At 57.9% G+C, this 17193-nt stretch carries 19 protein-coding genes and 1 tRNA gene; 15 read left to right on the top strand and 5 right to left on the bottom strand.

Going from position 1 to position 17193, the window contains the following annotated elements:
- The first annotated feature begins 221 nt into the window (after nt 1–221).
- From QP363_RS01830 to QP363_RS01800, 7 genes are all read left to right on the top strand, one after another.
- Nucleotides 222–725, top strand: a complete 504-nt coding sequence (locus tag QP363_RS01830; protein WP_070646291.1) for a septum formation initiator family protein — start codon at nt 222–224, stop codon at nt 723–725.
- Between the two features lie 34 nt (nt 726–759).
- A complete protein-coding gene (locus tag QP363_RS01825; RefSeq protein WP_284762114.1) occupies nt 760–1308 on the top strand; it encodes a DUF501 domain-containing protein in 549 nt (182 codons plus the stop codon).
- Nucleotides 1309–1324: 16 nt separating this feature from the next.
- Nucleotides 1325–2287 carry a Ppx/GppA phosphatase family protein gene (locus tag QP363_RS01820; protein WP_070646294.1) on the top strand — a complete coding sequence of 321 codons (963 nt, stop codon included), beginning with the start codon at nt 1325–1327 and terminating at the stop codon, nt 2285–2287.
- 78 nt (nt 2288–2365) lie between these two features.
- Nucleotides 2366–2442, top strand: a tRNA-Leu gene (locus QP363_RS01815).
- Nucleotides 2443–2697: 255 nt separating this feature from the next.
- A complete protein-coding gene (locus QP363_RS01810; RefSeq protein WP_070646298.1) occupies nt 2698–3498 on the top strand; it encodes a Bax inhibitor-1/YccA family protein in 801 nt (266 codons plus the stop codon).
- A gap of 1035 nt (nt 3499–4533) precedes the next feature.
- Nucleotides 4534–5061, top strand: coding sequence for a hypothetical protein (locus tag QP363_RS01805; RefSeq protein ID WP_284762109.1), 528 nt, complete (start codon nt 4534–4536; stop codon nt 5059–5061).
- 298 nt (nt 5062–5359) lie between these two features.
- Nucleotides 5360–6850 carry a hypothetical protein gene (locus QP363_RS01800; protein ID WP_284762107.1) on the top strand — a complete coding sequence of 497 codons (1491 nt, stop codon included), beginning with the start codon at nt 5360–5362 and terminating at the stop codon, nt 6848–6850.
- Nucleotides 6851–6942: 92 nt separating this feature from the next.
- On the opposite strand, the gene QP363_RS01795 is transcribed toward QP363_RS01800, so the two are convergent.
- The 3 genes from QP363_RS01795 to QP363_RS01785 all read right to left on the bottom strand — a co-directional run bounded on the left by QP363_RS01795 (nt 6943) and on the right by QP363_RS01785 (nt 8380).
- On the bottom strand, nt 6943–7200 hold the full coding sequence (locus tag QP363_RS01795; RefSeq protein ID WP_070447056.1) for a hypothetical protein: 258 nt from the start codon (nt 7198–7200) through the stop codon (nt 6943–6945).
- 49 nt (nt 7201–7249) lie between these two features.
- Nucleotides 7250–7771: a transcription elongation factor GreA gene (greA, locus tag QP363_RS01790; protein WP_010187368.1), complete on the bottom strand. Its 522-nt coding sequence runs from the start codon at nt 7769–7771 to the stop codon at nt 7250–7252.
- Between the two features lie 117 nt (nt 7772–7888).
- On the bottom strand, nt 7889–8380 hold the full coding sequence (locus QP363_RS01785) for a DUF4307 domain-containing protein (protein WP_070447054.1): 492 nt from the start codon (nt 8378–8380) through the stop codon (nt 7889–7891).
- 92 nt (nt 8381–8472) lie between these two features.
- On the opposite strand from QP363_RS01785, the gene mca reads away from it, so the two are divergent.
- Genes mca through QP363_RS01770 form a run of 3 tightly spaced genes read left to right on the top strand, consistent with a single transcriptional unit; the run spans nt 8473 to nt 10452 of the window.
- Complete coding sequence (gene mca, locus QP363_RS01780; RefSeq protein WP_070710720.1) at nt 8473–9363, top strand: mycothiol conjugate amidase Mca; 891 nt, start codon at nt 8473–8475, stop codon at nt 9361–9363.
- Nucleotides 9364–9366: 3 nt separating this feature from the next.
- A complete protein-coding gene (locus QP363_RS01775; RefSeq protein WP_010187365.1) occupies nt 9367–9660 on the top strand; it encodes a hypothetical protein in 294 nt (97 codons plus the stop codon).
- Between the two features lie 21 nt (nt 9661–9681).
- A complete protein-coding gene (locus QP363_RS01770; RefSeq protein ID WP_070447051.1) occupies nt 9682–10452 on the top strand; it encodes an isoprenyl transferase in 771 nt (256 codons plus the stop codon).
- 15 nt (nt 10453–10467) lie between these two features.
- On the opposite strand, the gene coaA is transcribed toward QP363_RS01770, so the two are convergent.
- Nucleotides 10468–11394: a type I pantothenate kinase gene (gene coaA, locus QP363_RS01765; protein WP_070447050.1), complete on the bottom strand. Its 927-nt coding sequence runs from the start codon at nt 11392–11394 to the stop codon at nt 10468–10470.
- A 196-nt stretch (nt 11395–11590) separates the two neighbouring features.
- Between coaA and glyA the strand changes: the two genes are divergently transcribed.
- Entirely contained in the window at nt 11591–12892 is a 1302-nt protein-coding gene (gene glyA, locus QP363_RS01760) for a serine hydroxymethyltransferase (protein ID WP_010187360.1), read from the top strand.
- On the opposite strand, the gene QP363_RS01755 is transcribed toward glyA, so the two are convergent.
- Nucleotides 12889–13245: a DUF5997 family protein gene (locus tag QP363_RS01755; protein WP_284762153.1), complete on the bottom strand. Its 357-nt coding sequence runs from the start codon at nt 13243–13245 to the stop codon at nt 12889–12891. The genes glyA and QP363_RS01755 overlap by 4 nt on opposite strands.
- A gap of 98 nt (nt 13246–13343) precedes the next feature.
- Between QP363_RS01755 and QP363_RS01750 the strand changes: the two genes are divergently transcribed.
- The 4 genes from QP363_RS01750 to QP363_RS01735 all read left to right on the top strand — a co-directional run bounded on the left by QP363_RS01750 (nt 13344) and on the right by QP363_RS01735 (nt 17150).
- Complete coding sequence (locus tag QP363_RS01750) at nt 13344–14045, top strand: LysR family transcriptional regulator substrate-binding protein (RefSeq protein WP_284762087.1); 702 nt, start codon at nt 13344–13346, stop codon at nt 14043–14045.
- 126 nt (nt 14046–14171) lie between these two features.
- Nucleotides 14172–14810, top strand: a complete 639-nt coding sequence (locus QP363_RS01745; protein ID WP_070447045.1) for an LGFP repeat-containing protein — start codon at nt 14172–14174, stop codon at nt 14808–14810.
- Nucleotides 14811–15144: 334 nt separating this feature from the next.
- On the top strand, nt 15145–16503 hold the full coding sequence (locus tag QP363_RS01740; RefSeq protein ID WP_070730939.1) for a PhoH family protein: 1359 nt from the start codon (nt 15145–15147) through the stop codon (nt 16501–16503).
- A 71-nt stretch (nt 16504–16574) separates the two neighbouring features.
- Nucleotides 16575–17150 (top strand): GNAT family N-acetyltransferase, encoded by a 576-nt coding sequence (locus QP363_RS01735; RefSeq protein ID WP_070710724.1) that lies wholly within the window; start codon nt 16575–16577, stop codon nt 17148–17150.
- Nucleotides 17151–17193: the final 43 nt, after the last annotated feature.

Here is a 17193-nt window from a genome sequence, read left to right as displayed (position 1 = left end):
TCTAGTGGCAGTCTTCTCGGACTGTCCGCTGAGCTAGCGCTAGTTCAGAAGGTGTCACAGGAAACTGTGGCACCTTTTGCGTTGGGAGGGTAGCTGCAGAGCCCAAGTTGACGCGGAGCACGTACCGGAACGGAATTTGAACTTCTGTGACACGTGTTATTTCTGAGACACGACGCGCGCCGCACAGCACTGGGGCCGGTCCGGGATACAATGGCTTCCCGATGGCACGCACTATTTCTCCTCGTACGAAGCGCCGGAACACCGTTCCGGTACACACGCGTGCCCGCGATGCGCAGCGCACCAAGCGGAAGAAGACCCCGGTCCAGCCTAAAGGCCTGGACATTCTGGGCGTCGGTGTGATCATTGCCGTTATTCTCGTAGTCTTGTTATCCATTGCTGTCCCGCTGCGCAATTACTACCACGGCCAGTCAGAAATTGCCCGCCTAGAAAGCTCTATTGCCGCCAAGCAGGCCCATAAGGATGAGCTCCTCACCGAGATTGATAAGTACAACTCGGAGGAGTACGTCAAGCAAGAGGCGCGTCGCCGGTTCGGTGTGATGGATGAGGGTGAAACGGCCTTCCGCATTATGGATCCGCGCATGGACTCGGGTGACACGGTAACCTCGGAGCGCCGCGAGGATACCGATGACCGCGAGTGGTACGCGGTGTTGTGGGATTCTGTAGCGGAAGAAGCAGAGAATCAACCGCAGGCCCCTGCTGAATAGGACTCAACCATTCCTCCGTGTCACAATGGTTCCTATGACCGTGACCGATACTGATCTTGAAGTCGTCCGCGAACAACTGGGCCGCACCCCACGCGGCGTCGTGGACATTGCATACCGCACTCCGGACGGAGCCCCGGCGGTGATTAAGACCGCGCCTAAGCTTCCCGACGGCACCCCGTTTCCCACCCTTTATTACCTCACCGATCCGCGCTTGACTGCTGAGGCATCGCGCCTTGAGGTTGCCCATGTCATGAAATGGATGGAGCAGCGCCTTGCAGAGGACGAGGACCTGCAGAAGGATTATCAAGCCGCGCATGAACACTACCTGGCAACCCGCAACGCCATGGAAGACCTAGGTACTGACTTTTCCGGTGGTGGCATGCCTGAGCGCGTGAAGTGCCTTCACGTCCTCATTGCGTACGCCCTGGCGGAGGGGCCAGGCCGCGTACGTTTCGGCACCGAAGCCGTAGCGATGGCCGCAGAACACGGTAAACTTCGAGGAAGCGCCATCCCAGAGGATTGGCCCACCGTGGGGGACCTGGGCATTGATATGGCCCAGTTCGATTTTTCTAACGCCGGTTAAGAGAAAGGCTAGCCTTATGACACGCGTCGCTGCTGTCGACTGCGGAACCAACTCCATCCGCCTGCTTATCAGTGAGATTCAGGAAGATGGAAAGATCCGCGATATCTCCCGCACGATGGAGATCGTTCGTCTCGGACAGGGCGTCGACGCCACCGGCGAGTTTGAACCAGAGGCCCTTGCGCGGACCCGCGCGGCGCTCGAGGGCTACGTCAAACAGATGAAGTTTGAGAAGGTTGAGCGCGTGCGGATGGTGGCCACCTCAGCCACCCGCGATGCCAAAAATCACCGCGAATTCTTTGACATGACTGAAGAACTGCTCGGTCAAGTCCAGCCTGGTGCTCGTGCGGAGGTTATCTCCGGCGAGGAGGAAGCACTGCTGTCCTTTACCGGCGCGGTGGGGGACCTGCATTCTGAAGAGGGCCCATATTGCGTTATCGATTTGGGTGGTGGTTCGACGGAGTTCGTCGTTGGCACCATCGACGGTGAGATTCTCGGCTCCCATTCGGCACAAATGGGATGTGTGCGTCTTACCGAGCGCATCATGCGCAATGATCCGCCCACCGAAGCGGAAATTGAGATCGCTACGGATTATGTGGCTGAGCGCATGGCCGAAGTCGAGAAGATCGTTCCTATCGATAAAGCCCTGACCTTCGTTGGCTGCGCCGGTACGTTTACGACTCTTTCCGCGCTGGCCCAGGGAATGGAGCGCTACGATGCCGATTCCATTCATGGCTCCGAGCTGCGTTTCGACGCCCTGCGGGTGCTCACCCGACAGATGATTGGTCTGCCTTCGGATGTTCGCGCTCTCAACCCCGTCATCCACCCTGGACGCGCGGATGTCATTGGCGGTGGATGCGTGGCAGTCGAGGGCATCATGACGATGATTGAACGCAATAGCGAGGCACGTTCTTTCTTCATCAGTGAGAAAGACATCCTCGATGGCATCATTACTGGCCTTGCAGCAAAATTAGCGGGCTAAGGCCGGAAGGCTACGCAGAAGCCGACCCTATTTTCAGTTCATGACTATCCGTGCCCTAAGATAAGTGGGCACGGTTTGGCCCCCATAGCCCAATCGGCAGAGGCAGTCGACTTAAAATCGATTCAGTGTGGGTTCGAGTCCCACTGGGGGCACCATGACCAGCGGAAACGATGGTCCAATCAAGGGGTGGAGGTTGAAAACCCAAAAAACTCTCTATCTAATCAGAACAGTTGTTGCGGGGAAGAGCAGTGCTTGTCGACGATTCCCTGTTAAGCATGGATAATTTTGCGAATTTTGGGATTTTGGGAACTTCCTAGCAATGGGGAGCGTTGATCCTAGTGAAGTGAAAGACAAGGCGGCCCCGAGTGGCCGCTTTTTAGAGAACGACTGTGAAAGGAATCGGGATTCGCGTGCGTTCTAGCAACCCCGTCATGAGTTCCCTCTCGTCCAGCCAAAGCCAGACCCAGGTTAACCCCTACGGTCAGAGCGACAATCCGTTTAACCAAGGAAACCGTAGCGCCGATCGTCCGCTGACGGTTGATGATGTCGTGACCAAGACTGGTATTACTCTTGGCGTCATCATCGTTATGGCCGTACTTAACTTCGCCATTGGTGAGTTGATTAACCCGGGCATTGCGATGATTCTTACCCTGGTTGGTGCGCTGGGCGGTTTCATTACTGTTCTCGTCTCAACGTTTGGCAAGAAGTTTGGTTCCGCTGCGGCGACGTTGATTTACGCCGTGTTTGAGGGCCTTTTCGTGGGCGGCTTCTCGCTCATGTTCGCCGGCGTATCCTTCGGTAACTCCGATGGTATGGCGCTTATCGGGCAGGCCATCATGGGCACTGTAGGTGTATTCATCGGCATGCTGATGGTCTACAAGACCGGTGCGGTCAAGGTCACCCCGAAGTTCAACAAGATTATGTTCGGCCTTATTGCCGGTGTGGCAGTGTTGGCGCTGGGTAACATGCTGGGTGCTATTTTCTTCGGCTTCAACCCGCTGCGTGATGGCGGCATGCTCGCCATCATCTTCTCCCTTGTCTGCATCGTCTTGGCTTCGCTGTCCTTCATGACGGACTTTGACCAAGCTGATCGCCTTATCCGTCAGGGCGCTCCGGCTCAGTACGCCTGGGGTATCGCTCTTGGTCTGGCTGTGACCTTGGTCTGGCTCTACACCGAGATTCTCCGTCTGCTGAGCTACTTTAGGGACTAATCAGTCTCATAACGCTATTGCGAACCGGTGGCCGGCACCACAATCTTTGTGGTTCCGGCCACCGGTTTCTTTTCTGAGCCGCGAACCTTCTATTGGGCACAGCGCCGGCTATAGGCGGAGCGTTCTTTCTTTCGCGTCAGTGCTAAAACCGTCGAAGCTGGCCAGCTGTTAGCACGAATGTTCCTAAAGTCCCGTGTGTGATTGTGTATTGTTTCCGCTCGGTGCGTTAGTCATTTTCCCCGCGCTACGTGGATGGCCATCCACGTAGTTATGCTTGTGAAGCCAAAGGTTCTCCTGGTGGCTATGGGCGAAATGTTCGATTTATCGAAGCTTGAGAGAAGTCAATCAGGGGTTATGTGGGTTGCCGCTCGTCTGCTGGCAATGGTGTGACTGTTGCTAAACCGCAGTGTCGCGGTGCTGTGCCATTGCCATTTCCTTGCGTGTCGATAGAACTAGCTGGGCTTTTAAGCGGAGCTTGAGATGTTGTCTAGTGGGATCATCTGAGGTGGTTGGCTTCCTGCTTTCCGATTGGAAAAACGACACCCAAAAGTTAACAGTGTTGTAATTAGGGGACCCCCACTTGGTTATAATCGGCAGCTCGGTCACATGTAGATCACTGCTGGCGTCCAAATTTCTTACAGGCTACGACCAGCGATTATTTATAAAAGTTCTATTAATGTCGTCGAATGGGTGTTCTGTCGGGAAATATTGCATGAATCTTATTTGGCTCTGGCGCGACATCTTGATAGTTCTCATGCATTCTGGTCGCAGAAGCCGCTCGAAGCTTTCAGCTTCAGCGAGGGGCTTCTGATGGTCAGGAAAATTGGTTGAAAGGAAACCATGAAGCGAATCGGGGGCCTAGTGCTGGTGGCAGTTTGTATCGGGGTGCTGTCAAACTGTGCATCTCCGCTAGGTCTAGGTGCTCGCGACCATGGTGATAATCCGGGGGACTTTCACAATGTGCCTGGCGATAACACCGGCGGTGGCTCAGGGGACTCGGGGGTCGCTGATGCCACCGCCACGAGGTCGCGGGAGTTGCAGGCTTCACGCGGCGAGCCTCGTGCGGGAGATGGGGTGCTGCCGCCACTTGGTGAATTTGATCGTACGGTGCCGGGATTCCAAGTGTTTGATCCATGTACTGAAATACCTACCGAAACCTTTTCGAATCTGAAGCTGTATATGACTTCGGCACCGGAAAGACAGACAGGGTACAGAAGCTGCTTCTTCTCCAAAAACCTAGGTAACGGTAGGGAGGCTGCCGTAGCGTTGGGTAGCCAGGATGAGAGACTGGACAGCATTCGTGCGATCTATCCTCAGGCTATTCAGCCGATGGATGACGCAGAGGGAGATGTCTACACCGTGGAAGACACATTCATGAGGGGCTTAACCTGCACTTCTTATGTTGAAACCATCCGTGGCGTCGTTTCGATTGCATGGACGGAGCTAGCTTCCGAGGTTTCTATGGCAGAAAAATGTGAACAGTCAAGAAAACTACTATTAGAACTGGTTTGGAAAAAAAGGGGCTCGGGAAATGATCATCAATCAAAGCGCGCTTGCACTTGAAATATCTCGCGTAGCGGAACTAGGAAAAAGACTCCAACACGCTTCTACTGGAGCAAACAGCCCTCTCGATGGAGGCTTCTCCACGGTTACCGGCCTAAGTGAAGTTGGTGCAATCCACCAGCGTGTGCTGGCAACGGACCCTGGGTCCGCGCGGAATTCTTTGGAAGGATTTAGGGGGCAGGTTTCTTGGCTCGGGGAAGCTCTTCAAACAGAGCTAGCAAGCTTTGAATCACAAGACATACTTACCAGCCGGGGGCTGGATGTCGCTGATGCTGGCGGGGGAGGCGGTGCAGCGTCGATGCCGATAGTCTCGCAACCGGATCCGGGCTATAGTCCGTTTGGGTTTACTGTTCCGATCGTGGACACCGGCGCGTCCATTATGGGCCTGGCATCGAATCTGTTCAGCACTCGCTTCTGGGATGTGTCCGAAGCGAATGCGCGGTGGGGAGCGCTAAGTGGGGAAGTCGCTGATATCGTCGCTGGGCTTGAGCGCTCAGCCGCGTCCTTAGAATCGGAGAATGACAGCGAAGCTACTACACGAGCGGCACAAAAAATTCGTGAGGTCGCACAGGCAGGAACGCACTTCATCGCCAACGCAAATGTCATGCAGCAGAAGCTTTTTGGCTTCCAAGCGCAGCTAGTGAACGTTCAACCCGAGGCCATTGCCCTGGCATTCGAGGTGGCCGCAATTCCAGATCCTGTTGCACGCGCTGCTGCTGAAAAAGCAGCATTGACCTATATGCAGGGTGTTCTGCAGCAGCAAGTGATTTCGGCTATGCCGTATCAGCATGCACTCATGGATGCGGCACCGCCCAGCGGCGGTGGGGACACCAGCACTCACTTTGGAGCCGTCGCGGGCGACGGAAACCGGTACAACACAGATGGGGTTGCCTGGCCCGAAAAGATTGCTGAAGCAATCGAGAGTGGTGCTGTGGGGCCTGGGTCTTTCAATGTCGCCAATGGCCAGATCCAAGGGCTTGAAAGCGTCGGGATGGGCGCTGAGGATATCGCGAAGCTTCATGGTGATTTACATAATCGTGGGCGCAGTATCCTCAACGACCTAGGCTTTGGTGAGGCGCTGGCACCCATCAATGCAGCCGAGGTAAACACGTCGGCCGCTAGTGCGGGAATCGGGGCTCTTAACCCAGTTCACGGCACGATGGCAGGAGCCACGACTGCCCCGGGCGGTGCGCCTTATGCGGCGAGTGGTCTCAATGGGTTGGGATCGGTCGGTCTCGCTGATGGACGTGGCAACCAGCTTCCCGGAGGAATTGCGGGACTCAATGGTCGTTTGCCGGAGGCATCAGCGAATCCAACCACTTCCGCGGCGGGCGTGGGCGGCTTGAATTCCTCCTTTGGCGGGCCGCAGACTGGAACGCATCCGGTACTTGGTGGACTTCCCGGGGCCGTAACAGGGGCTGGTCAGCAGCGGGAGGGGCGGGCGTCGCTAAGCGGCAGTGGCCTCCTGGGCGGTAATGCAGGCAGTGGTGCCGTTGGTGTGGGTGGCATGGGCGGCGTGGCCGGTCCTGGTGCCGTCGGCAACGCCGGTGGTGTCGTGGGTGCTGCCGGCGGAGCGCACGGTGCGAAGCCGGGTGTTGGCAATGCCCGTGGTGCGGGGATGCGCATGATGCCGTTGATGGGTGGGATGGTACGTGGTGGCGATGGTGAACGGCGAATCAAATCCGTTATCACGCAGGTAGAGCGCGATCCCAACCGCCGCGACCTATTAGGCGAAGCCCCTGCGGTGCTGCCAGGGGTTATTGGGGATTGGGCTCGCGAAGAAAACTAGGTGCAAGGCGGTGGAGGGGAAGTGCCCTCAAAAAGCTAAAAGCGGCGCCGGATTATTCGGGGCGCCGCTCTCGCTTTAAGATGCCGTTGAGCTTACTGCTGAACCGGGGCAGTGGTGTATTCAGCCGGAGCTACTGCGGTCTCGGTGGCAGCTTCGGTGCCAACGACGTCGGTGGCATCTGCAGACTCGGAGGATTCGGCTGCGCCGGCTCCCGGGGCCTCACCGGTGAAGGTAGCACCGGTGTCGACCTTTTCAGTGGAATCCTGCTCGCTCGGCGGGTGGCAAGCAGCAAGGGTAAGACCAGCAGAGACAACCAGACCAGCAGCAGCGAAACGAGTGAACTTCTTCATGGGGATAAAACTCTTTCTCAGAAAAACGGTGACCTAAGAGCAGTATAAATTAGGACTTGCGCGGAGTTGCGGCCTTTGCGGAATCATAAGGTGCAGCGGAGACCACGGTCACCGACAAGGTCTTGCCATTCGGCGCGGTGTACTCGCGGGTCTCGCCCTCGGCAGCACCCAGAAGGGCAGCGCCCAGCGGGGACTGCTCAGAGTAGGTCTCCAAGTCCTTGTTGTCGGAAGCAGCAGCGCGGGTACCAATGAGGAAGGTCTCGCGGTCCTCTTCGTCACCGTTGTAGTAAACGTGGACCACCGAACCGATGTGGGCAACGCCCTCCTGGACGGCGGTGCGCTCGGTGGTGGAGTTAGCCAGAACCTCGGAGATCTGCTTGATGCGGGCCTCTTCCTGGTCCTGCATCTCGCGTGCGGCGTCGTAACCCGCGTTCTCCTTAAGGTCACCCTCCTCGCGGCGCTCATTAATTTCCGCGGCGACGACCGGGCGGTGGTCAATCAGGGCCTGCAGCTCGGCCTCGAGCTTGGCCTTGGTTTCCGGGGTGATGTATTGCTTCTGCTGCTCAGCCATAGTGCAACCTTCCGTATACGGTTTCTAATGAACACTTTTATTTCTCAAAGAACGGGCGCAAAAGTGCAGGTGGCGCGGCCCATTCAGAACGCTCAACATACTAGCACAGCTGGGCTTTTAGTTGTCGGTTGCCTCACCCGCTGTATCCATTGCGCTGGTATCGAGATAAGAAGGAATATTTCCAGAACAACCGTAGACGCCACCGGCGACAGCCGGGTGGTTGGTGGGGATGTCCACTGCGACGCGCTGGGCAGACTCGCCGCCGGCCGGCACGGCAATTTCGCGGCGGCCGACCTCCGCTTTGGAGTAGTCAAAAGCCTGCACGATGCAATAAGCAGGTTCTTCAACGCGGTTGCGTGTGATGTCTACCCAAATGCGCATGGAGTCATCGGAGAGGATCTCGTGTGTGACATAGGATATATCTGCGTTGACCTTCTGCTGGCTGCGGAAGTACTGAACGCCAAAGACGATGGCCGCGACAAACATGGCCAAAAACACCAGCACCAGTGCCCGATTGGTCCAGGAACCTCCTGTACGCGGGGTGCGTGTCTTGGAACCGTATCGAGACTGTGAACGTGCGGAGCGAGAAGCGGGTTGGGCGTCAGACATGAGTCTGATTCTATCCAACGGTCGCCGCGAAGCTACTATCCACTAGACTGGGCGTCTGTTTAAAGAAGCAATCTAGGGAGATGTAGCACCCAGTGAGTACAAAGCGCCTGTTGGCTATTCACGCGCACCCTGACGACGAATCCTCGAAGGGTGCGGCGACAACCGCGAAATATGCTGCGGAAGGGGCGGAGGTCCTCGTCGTCACCTGTACCGGTGGTGAGCGTGGGGATATTATCAACCCGGCCATGGACCGCCCTGGCGTCCTTGAGAATATGGGCAGTATTCGTCGAGAGGAAATGGCGGAAGCGGCCGCCGCTTTGGGCGTGCAACACCGCTGGCTTGGGCACGTGGATTCGGGCCTTCCCGGCAACCCGCTTGCGCCTAATATTAAGGACCTGCTCCCCGAGGGCTGCTTTGCTCTCAAGAAAGATGATGAGGTAGCCCAAGAGCTGGTGGAGATTATCCGTGACTTCCGCCCCCACGTCATCATTACCTATGACGAGAACGGCGGCTACCCACACCCGGATCATCTCATGGTCTACCGAGCGTCTATGTTGGCGTGGGACAAGGCGGGCGATTCCGCGTACCACCCAGAATTGGGGGAGCCGTGGGAGCCGCTGAAGCTCTACTACACGCACGGCTTTGTCTATCAAAGGATGAAGATTTTCCACGACCTCCTTGTGAAGGAAGGAAAGGTGAGCCCTTATGAGCCGATGCTTGCGCGGTGGGATACCGCTTTCGGTGACATCATGGCGCGAGTGACCACGCAGGTAGAGTGCGCGGACTACTTCCAAAATCGGGAGGACGCTCTCCGCGCACACGCCACCCAAATTGATCCGGCCGGTGCCTTTCTTGCGACTCCGGTGTCCGTGCAGCAGGAGCACTGGCCTACGGAGGAATTTGAGCTGGCTAAGACCCGCGTTTCGACGGCGCTGCCGGAGGATGATTTATTTGCGGGAATCCCGGAAGTAGGGGAGGCTTAAAACATGAACGCTTTGTACTTCGCAGCGCATGACGTCGCCCTGCTCGCCCAGGGGAGCCAAAGCGGGCCGGTAGGACCAGAGTTCGGTAAGGCCTCGCCCATCGGTTTGCTCATCCTTGCCCTGATGGGCGTTGCCGTCCTCTTCGCAGGCTGGAATTTTCACCGCCGCTACTCGCGTTTCCGCCGCCGTACCATGTTCGCGCAGGATCACGGCATTGATCCTTTCGATGATGAGGCGGTCGATGCGGCTATGAAGGAAGCCGGCATCCTCGATAACAGTAAGAAGTCCATCTTTTAACGCAGAGGACGTTTCCCCACCGTGAAGTTCCTAAGCCAGCTCCTATATCCCCTGTATGAGGCGCGTCTAACGCGTGAGATTAAGAACAAACCGCAGCCACGCCACGTGGCAATCATGGCGGATGGCAATCGCCGCTGGGCGCGCGAGGCGGGCTTTACGGATATTAGCCACGGTCACCGCCAGGGAGCGCGGAAAATTAGTGAGATGATCTCTTGGTGCCAAGGCACTGACATTGAGGTCGTCACTATTTACCTGTTGTCGACGGAAAATTTGAAGCGCAGCGAGCAGGAAGTGCAGCTGCTTTTTGACATCATTTCTGATGTTGTCACGCACCTTTCCCAGGGCGATTTGGATTGCCAAATCCGTCTCGTGGGACACCTAGATCTGCTTCCTGAACAGGTTACCGCCAAAATGCAGTGCGCTGCTGAAGCCACAGAAGATCACCAGGGCGTCATCGTTAACATCGCGGTGGGCTACGGCGGGCGTCAAGAAATCGTTGATGCCGTGCAGAGTCTCATTCGTAGCGAAGCCGAAAAGGGATTGAGCGCTGAGGAGATTGCGGAGAACGTGACGGCAGAGGCCATCACGGGCAACCTCTACACCAAAGGTTTGCCGGACCCAGATCTCGTGATCCGCACCTCCGGTGAACAGCGTCTTTCCGGCTTTCTTCTGTGGCAGGCTGCTTATTCAGAAATTTGGTTTACGGATACGTATTGGCCCGCATTCCGCCGGGTAGATTTCTTGCGCGCTTTGCGCGATTATTCGCAGCGCTCACGCCGTTTTGGGCGCTAGCCCGATAATGCCCGCCTAGAGCTTGCGCATCCGCACTTGCTCCACCAAATGGTGTGAGCCCTTGCGTAGAACCAAGGAAGCACGCACTCGGGTGGGCAAAATATTTTCAATAAGGTTGGGCAGGTTGATGGACTGCCAGATTTCTCGGGCCTGCACGTAGGCTTCCTCATCCGTCATGTCCGCGAAGGAGGCGAAGTGCGCACCCGGCTCGCGGAAAGCGGTGTGCCGGAGCTTGAGGAAGCGGTCAATGTACCACTTTTCAATGTCGTCGACTCGGGCGTCCACATAAACAGAGAAGTCGAACAGGTCGGAGACCATGAGGGTCGGACCGGTTTGTAGGACGTTGAGGCCCTCCAAGATGAGGATGTCCGGCTGGCGAACCTCCTGAAATTCCCCGGGGACGATGTCATAGGACACGTGCGAGTAGAGCGGGGCCGTGACTAGGGGTTTGCCCGATTTAACGTCGGTAACAAAACGCATCAGTGCGCGGCGGTCATAGGACTCCGGGTAGCCCTTGCGCTGCATTAGCCCGTGTTCTTTAAGGTAGGCGGTGGGGTAGAGGAAGCCGTCCGTGGTCACCAAGTCGACCTTCGGGTGGGAATCCCAGCGTTCAAGGAGCACTTGGAGCAGGCGTGCTGTCGTGGACTTGCCCACGGCAACGGAACCAGCGACGCCGATGACGAAGGGCACGTGCGTCGGTGGGTTACCCAAGAAGGCCTCCGTGGCTGCGGTGAGCTTTTGGCGGGCCTCCACCTGCATGTGAATGAGACGCGAAAGGGGGAGGTACACCTCTGCTACCTCGGTGAGGTCGATGCGGTCACCAATGCCGCGGAGTTTTTCCACCTCGTTTGCCGTGAGCACCTGTGGCATGGATTTACGTAGGGCACGCCACGTATCACGGTCAAAATCGAGGTACGGGCTCGCATCGGTCATTCGCGCCATGCCGACTATTGTCGCACTGCATCGGGCGCCTAGTGCAATTGCCCCGAATGAAAAGATTCCTAGAGGCCCCCGCGCGGGGGATGCGGGCGTTAGGATGTAGAACTAGCTTCGGCGATTTCTCAAGCCGGTGGTGTTGTGCTGCGAGCGGGCACTGCCGGCGATCTTGACCATCTTTAGGAAGGGACACCACGCTTTCATGACGACTACGAACAATTCAGACGTGCGCTACCAGGAGATGCGCGATCTTGACCCCGAGGTCTTCGATGCTATCTCCGGTGAGATTGCTCGTCAGCGCGATACCCTCGAGATGATTGCCTCGGAGAACTTCGTCCCCCGCGCGGTTCTACAGGCACAGGGTTCTGTTCTCACCAACAAGTACGCAGAGGGCTACCCGGGACGCCGCTACTACGGCGGCTGCGAGCACGTCGACGTCGTGGAGGATCTGGCTCGCGATCGCGCCAAGGCGCTGTTTGGCGCTGATTTTGCCAACGTCCAGCCGCACTCCGGTGCCCAGGCCAACGCTGCTGTGCTGGCTTCGCTGATCCAGCCAGGTGACAAGATCATGGGCCTATCCTTGGCGCATGGCGGTCACCTGACCCACGGTATGAAGCTGAATTTCTCCGGCAAGCTTTACGACGTTGCCGCGTACGAGGTTGACCCGGAGACCATGCGCCTCGACATGGATAAGGTGCGCGAACAAGCTCTGGCAGAAAAGCCGCAGGTGATCATTGCTGGTTGGTCCGCCTACCCACGCACCATCGACTTCGAGGCTTTCCGCTCCATCGCCGATGAGGTCGGCGCGTACCTGTGGACGGATATGGCGCACTTCGCGGGCCTCGTGGCCGCCGGTCTGCACCCCTCCCCGGTGCCGCACTCCGATGTTGTGTCCTCCACCGTGCACAAGACGCTTGGTGGCCCGCGCTCTGGCCTCATCTTGGCCAAGCAGGACTTTGCCAAGAAGATCAACTCCAACGTCTTCCCGGGCCAGCAGGGCGGACCGCTCATGCACGTCATCGCGGCAAAGGCTATCGCCCTCAAGATTGCGGCTACCGAGGAATTTAAGGAGCGTCAGGAGCGCACCCTGGAAGGTGCTCGCATTTTGGCTGAGCGCCTGACCGCTGAGGATTGCACCAAGGCAGGTGTCGACGTCCTCACCGGTGGTACCGACGTGCACCTCGTGCTGGCGGACCTGCGTAACTCCGAGCTCGATGGCCAGCAGGCGGAGGACCTTCTCCACGAGGTCGGCATCACCGTGAACCGCAATGCGGTTCCGAATGATCCGCGCCCGCCGATGGTTACCTCTGGTCTGCGCATCGGTACCCCGGCCTTGGCTACCCGCGGCCTCGACGCGGCGGCCTTCACCGAGGTGGCCGATGTCATCGGTACTGCACTAGCAAACGGTAAGAACGCGGACGTCGCCAAGCTGCGCGCTCGCGTGGAGAAGGTCGCCGCAGACTTCCCGCTCTACGACGGTCTTGAGGATTGGAAGCTGGTCTAAGCTTTCCCGCGCTCTCCTGACTCTTCTTGGGAGAGCTCATTCGAGCGCTCCTCAGCGTGAGCTTTCCGAGCGGCTTCGAGCCACTCGGGCATCGCGCTGAGGAGTTCTTTAATTTCCGCGGTGGTGAGAGGACGGTCCATCTCGTTCTTCTTCAGCGCGGTCACGGAGATTCCCAGCTTTTGTGCCACCACTGGGCGCGGGTGGGGGCCTTCTCGACGCAGGTTAGCCAGCCATTCCGGCGGATTCTCCTGCAAGTCGCGCAGTTGCGCGTGGGTTACTGCGTTGGCTCGAAACTCCTCCGGGGTGGCCGGCAGGTAGATGCCCAGCTTCTTGGCTGCGGTTTGTGCGCGCATGGCGGTACCGGAAGGCTGATGGGTTTCGTTGTTGTGGGTTTCCTTATTCGGGGTATCAGTCACGCTCACCACGCTAGCAGCACCGTAGTATGAGGTGCATGCTCCGCCTTGTCTTTTCCACTGGTACAGAACCCGGTAAGTGGTTTCGCCGCTACCGTGACTCGCATTCCCCCGAGTCCCTGGTGACCATCGACGCCGATGATGCGCTGGCGGTTCTTCTCGCGCATGAGGCAGACCTCGCACTCACCCGCCTGCCAGATTCGCGGGTTGATGACAGCTTCCATGTGGTTCGTCTTTATGAGGAGGCGCCTGGTATTGCGGTGCCGAAAGACTCGGTCTATGCGGAGGTGGGGGAGGACATTGCGCCAGCGGATGTTGCCGAAGAGATCGTGAACTACCGGATTGCGCGGGACGGCAGCGTCGACGTTCCAGCCCTGCGCACCGCCCTCCAGGTCGTGGCAGCCAACGTGGGCGTGGCTATCGCGCCTCGACCACTGCTGAAGGTGCTGAGCAAGAAGCAGGTAGTCGCACTTGGGCTAGAGGACTCTTCCGTTGTGCGCACAGAAATCGCTTTGGTGTGGCGCCGGGCTGATGATGGTGACGAGATTCAGGATTTCGTCGGGGTGGCAAAGGGAAGGACGCGGAATTCCTCCCGCAACACGGCTGAGAAGCGCAGCGCCCGCGACAAAGCAAAGGCTCAGCAAGAACGCAGAAAGGCCCAAGGAAAGTCTCACAAGGGCTCGATTTCCAAACCGTTATCGAAAAGATATAGGGGTTCTCAACAGCGGAAACGCCGATAAATAAGTCTCTTTGTTGTCAAATCACAGGTTCGATGGTGGCAAGACGTGTTGGCTACGCCTACGGTGGGCTTCGTTCTCAACAAAAGTACTTAGAACAGTGCTCAACTAGAAGAGAAAGGTTTAAGAATGAAGAAGATGACTCGTCGTTTCGCTGCTGGTATCGCCGCCGCCACCCTGTCCCTGGGTGTCGTTGCTTGCTCGGATGCTGAGGATGCCGCTAAGGATGCTGGCGACGCCGCACAGTCCGCCGCGTCCGACGCTACCGGTGCTGCCGGCTCTGCTGCTCAGGACGCCAAGGATTCCATGAAGGACTCCGAGTCCGCCGATCCTTCTGATGCTGAGGGTGCAGAGGATGCTGACTCTTCTGAAGCAGATTCTGCCGACTCGGAGGGCGGCGCTGAGGGCGACAAGGAGAGCGTATCCACCGCCAACGGTGATGTAGAGGTCCCGGCCGACTTCGCTCAGGCTATCAAGGAGAAGGCTGCTGAGTGGGGCGACCCGGAGTCCATCGAGACCACCGACAAGGGCAGCGTTGCAACTTTTGCCAAGGACAAGCTGCTGGCATTCGCTGAGGGCGAAGGCACCCAGCCGATCATTGGCAAGATCGCCGAGACCTGGACCGAGGAAGGCGGCCTTGAGAGCAAGGTAGGCCTGCCGACTGCCCCGGAGCAGGCCGAGGGCAACGGTTGGGTACAGGAGTTCACCAACGGCACTATCTCTTGGCTGCAGGGTGAGTCCGGCGAGTACGAGGCCACGATCAACTAAAGGCTTAGCTCGCATGTAGCGGGATTAACCGCCCGTTGAGCTTCTAAGACAGGCTCCGCACTGATAGATCGGTGCGGAGCCTGTCGCTGTTTTCCATGGTCACGGCTTCGCGAAAGAATAAACTACTCCCAACTTGTGGGAATGGTGTGACTGCGGTGAATGCCGTTTAAAAACTGTTCATCTTGCACCCATGTAATTTCAACCTTCGCGCTCTAGCGTGGACGGTGTCCGGAGGTTAAGTGCAGTTTCCGGGCAGTTCGACAATCACCAGCTTCACCATGCCCTCCCCGGTCGATGAGTTGGGACGGGCATAAAAAGGGAGAACCCTGCCGCTATGACCAATCCTTCCGTCCTGACCGAGCAGCCGCACGAGGCTGCTGTGGCAACCAAGACCTATGTCATCGATACCTCCGTCCTTCTCTCCGACCCCTGGGCGTTGCGTAAATTCGCAGAGCACGATGTGGTTCTGCCCATCGTCGTTATCTCTGAGTTGGAAGGAAAACGTCATCACCCGGAGCTTGGCTGGTTCGCCCGCCAAGCTCTTCGCTTTTTGGAGGACCTCCGCGCCACTTACGAAGCTCTGGATCAGCCGCTGCCCGTCAATGCCGCGGGCGGAACGCTGCGCGTGGAGCTTAACCACCAGGATCAATCCTTGCTGCCGGCGGCCTTCCGCGGGCCGGAAGGGGATCACCGAATTCTCGCGTGTGCGCTGAACTTGCAGCACGAAGGCAAGGACACCGTTCTGGTAACCAAGGATGTCCCGCTGCGCGTCAAGGCCGGCGCTGTGGGCCTGCAGGCCGATGAGTACCATGCGCAGGATGTCGTGCTCACCGGCTACACCGGCATGGCCATCGTGCCCACCAGCGCCGAGGTCATCGATGAGCTCTACGGGGAAGGCGAGGTGCTTATCGACGGCTCCGTGACCACCGCCGGCACCCGCGTCGAAGACCTGCCGGTGCACTGTGGCGTGACTCTGCAGGCAGGCGGGCAATCAGCACTGGGACGCATGACGGCTGAGGGCACTGTTCGCTTGGTGCGTGGGGATAGCAATGTATTCGGTCTGCAAGGCCGTTCCGCCGAGCAGCGCGTTGCACTGGACCTCTTAGTAGATCCTTCCGTGGGCATCATGTCCATCGGCGGCCGAGCGGGCACGGGTAAGTCCGCGCTGGCATTATGTGCTGGCTTGGAGGCAGTTCTGGAGCGCGGTGAGCACCGCCGCATCGTGGTATTCCGCCCGATGTATGCGGTGGGCGGACAGTCCTTGGGGTACCTGCCGGGCTCGGAGAGCGAAAAGATGAACCCCTGGGCCCAAGCAGTCTATGACACTTTGGAAGGGTTGGTATCCGAAAACGTCATGGAGGAAGTCCAAGACCGCGGCCTCTTGGAAGTTCTCCCACTGACCCACATCCGTGGCCGCAGCCTGCATGATTCCTTCGTCATCGTCGACGAGGCCCAGTCACTAGAGCGCAATGTGCTGCTCACAGTCCTTTCGCGACTGGGCCGCGGCTCCCGTGTGGTGCTCACACATGACGTTGCCCAGCGCGATAACTTGCGTGTTGGCCGCCACGATGGTGTGCAGGCGGTCATTGAGAAACTCAAGGGGCATGGGCTTTTTGCGCATGTGACCCTGCAGCGCTCTGAGCGCTCTGCCATTGCGGAGCTCGTCACCGATTTGTTGGAGGGTGAGAATTAACGCGTTCGCGAATGGCGATCTGCCTGCTCTCAGCTTGGCATTAACGCAGTGTGCTCAGTAATAATTGTTTCATGAGCGACAACGCAAAAAACAAGAAGAAGGATTTCCGCATCCGGCCCTTCAACGCTGCGGACTACCCGCAGATGCGGGAAATCTATGAGCAGGGCCTGAACACCGGTCACGCTACTTATGAGACCCGCTCGTTGACCTTCGAGGAATTTAAGAACGTCAAGATCATGTCGTCCGTCTTCGTCGCTGTTGAGGAAGACGATGACTCGAAGGTTCTCGGTTGGGTCTGCGCTGCGCAGGCGTCCACCCGTACCGTGTTCCACGGCGTGGTGGAGGATTCCATCTACCTGAGTAAGGAAGCCCAGGGCAGGGGTATCGGTGGCGCCTTGCTGGATCAGCTCATTGAGGTCTGCCGCGACTTGCACAAGTGGGCCATCCATTCGTGGATTTTCCCGGAGAACGAAGGCTCCGCTGGTCTCCACAAATCCCGTGGCTTCGTCAAGGTGGGTACCTACTCCCACATGGCAAAGATGACTTATGGTGAGCTTGCCGGCCAGTGGCGCGATACCGATGTTTATGAGCTGCTCCTTCCGAAGCCGGAGGAAAAGAAGGCAGAAGCCAACCAGAAGAGAAAGTAATTATCTCACTTTTCTAATATCAGGGCAGGAGTGGGGATAGAAT

Origin of the sequence: Corynebacterium sp. UMB6689, assembly GCF_030215295.1 — a bacterium.
In the GTDB taxonomy this organism is placed as follows: Bacteria; Actinomycetota; Actinomycetes; order Mycobacteriales; family Mycobacteriaceae; genus Corynebacterium; species Corynebacterium aurimucosum.
Note: the sequence above shows the minus strand (reverse complement) of the source record. Positions and strands in the feature narration are given on the sequence as shown.

Bases quoted from the DNA above. Each gene is read 5' to 3' on its own strand.
- QP363_RS01830 (WP_070646291.1), top strand. From the start codon at position 222: ATGGCACGCACTATTTCTCCTCGTACGAAGCGCCGGAACACCGTTCCG.
- QP363_RS01825 (WP_284762114.1), top strand. From the start codon at position 760: ATGACCGTGACCGATACTGATCTTGAAGTCGTCCGCGAACAACTGGGC.
- QP363_RS01820 (WP_070646294.1), top strand. From the start codon at position 1,325: ATGACACGCGTCGCTGCTGTCGACTGCGGAACCAACTCCATCCGCCTG.
- QP363_RS01800 (WP_284762107.1), top strand. From the start codon at position 5,360: ATGCCGATAGTCTCGCAACCGGATCCGGGCTATAGTCCGTTTGGGTTT.
- QP363_RS01795 (WP_070447056.1), bottom strand. From the start codon at position 7,200: ATGAAGAAGTTCACTCGTTTCGCTGCTGCTGGTCTGGTTGTCTCTGCT.
- greA (WP_010187368.1), bottom strand. From the start codon at position 7,771: ATGGCTGAGCAGCAGAAGCAATACATCACCCCGGAAACCAAGGCCAAG.
- QP363_RS01785 (WP_070447054.1), bottom strand. From the start codon at position 8,380: ATGTCTGACGCCCAACCCGCTTCTCGCTCCGCACGTTCACAGTCTCGA.
- QP363_RS01775 (WP_010187365.1), top strand. From the start codon at position 9,367: ATGAACGCTTTGTACTTCGCAGCGCATGACGTCGCCCTGCTCGCCCAG.
- coaA (WP_070447050.1), bottom strand. From the start codon at position 11,394: ATGGCGCGAATGACCGATGCGAGCCCGTACCTCGATTTTGACCGTGAT.
- glyA (WP_010187360.1), top strand. From the start codon at position 11,591: ATGACGACTACGAACAATTCAGACGTGCGCTACCAGGAGATGCGCGAT.
- QP363_RS01755 (WP_284762153.1), bottom strand. From the start codon at position 13,245: ATGCGCGCACAAACCGCAGCCAAGAAGCTGGGCATCTACCTGCCGGCC.
- QP363_RS01750 (WP_284762087.1), top strand. From the start codon at position 13,344: ATGCTCCGCCTTGTCTTTTCCACTGGTACAGAACCCGGTAAGTGGTTT.
- QP363_RS01745 (WP_070447045.1), top strand. From the start codon at position 14,172: ATGAAGAAGATGACTCGTCGTTTCGCTGCTGGTATCGCCGCCGCCACC.
- QP363_RS01740 (WP_070730939.1), top strand. From the start codon at position 15,145: ATGACCAATCCTTCCGTCCTGACCGAGCAGCCGCACGAGGCTGCTGTG.
- QP363_RS01735 (WP_070710724.1), top strand. From the start codon at position 16,575: ATGAGCGACAACGCAAAAAACAAGAAGAAGGATTTCCGCATCCGGCCC.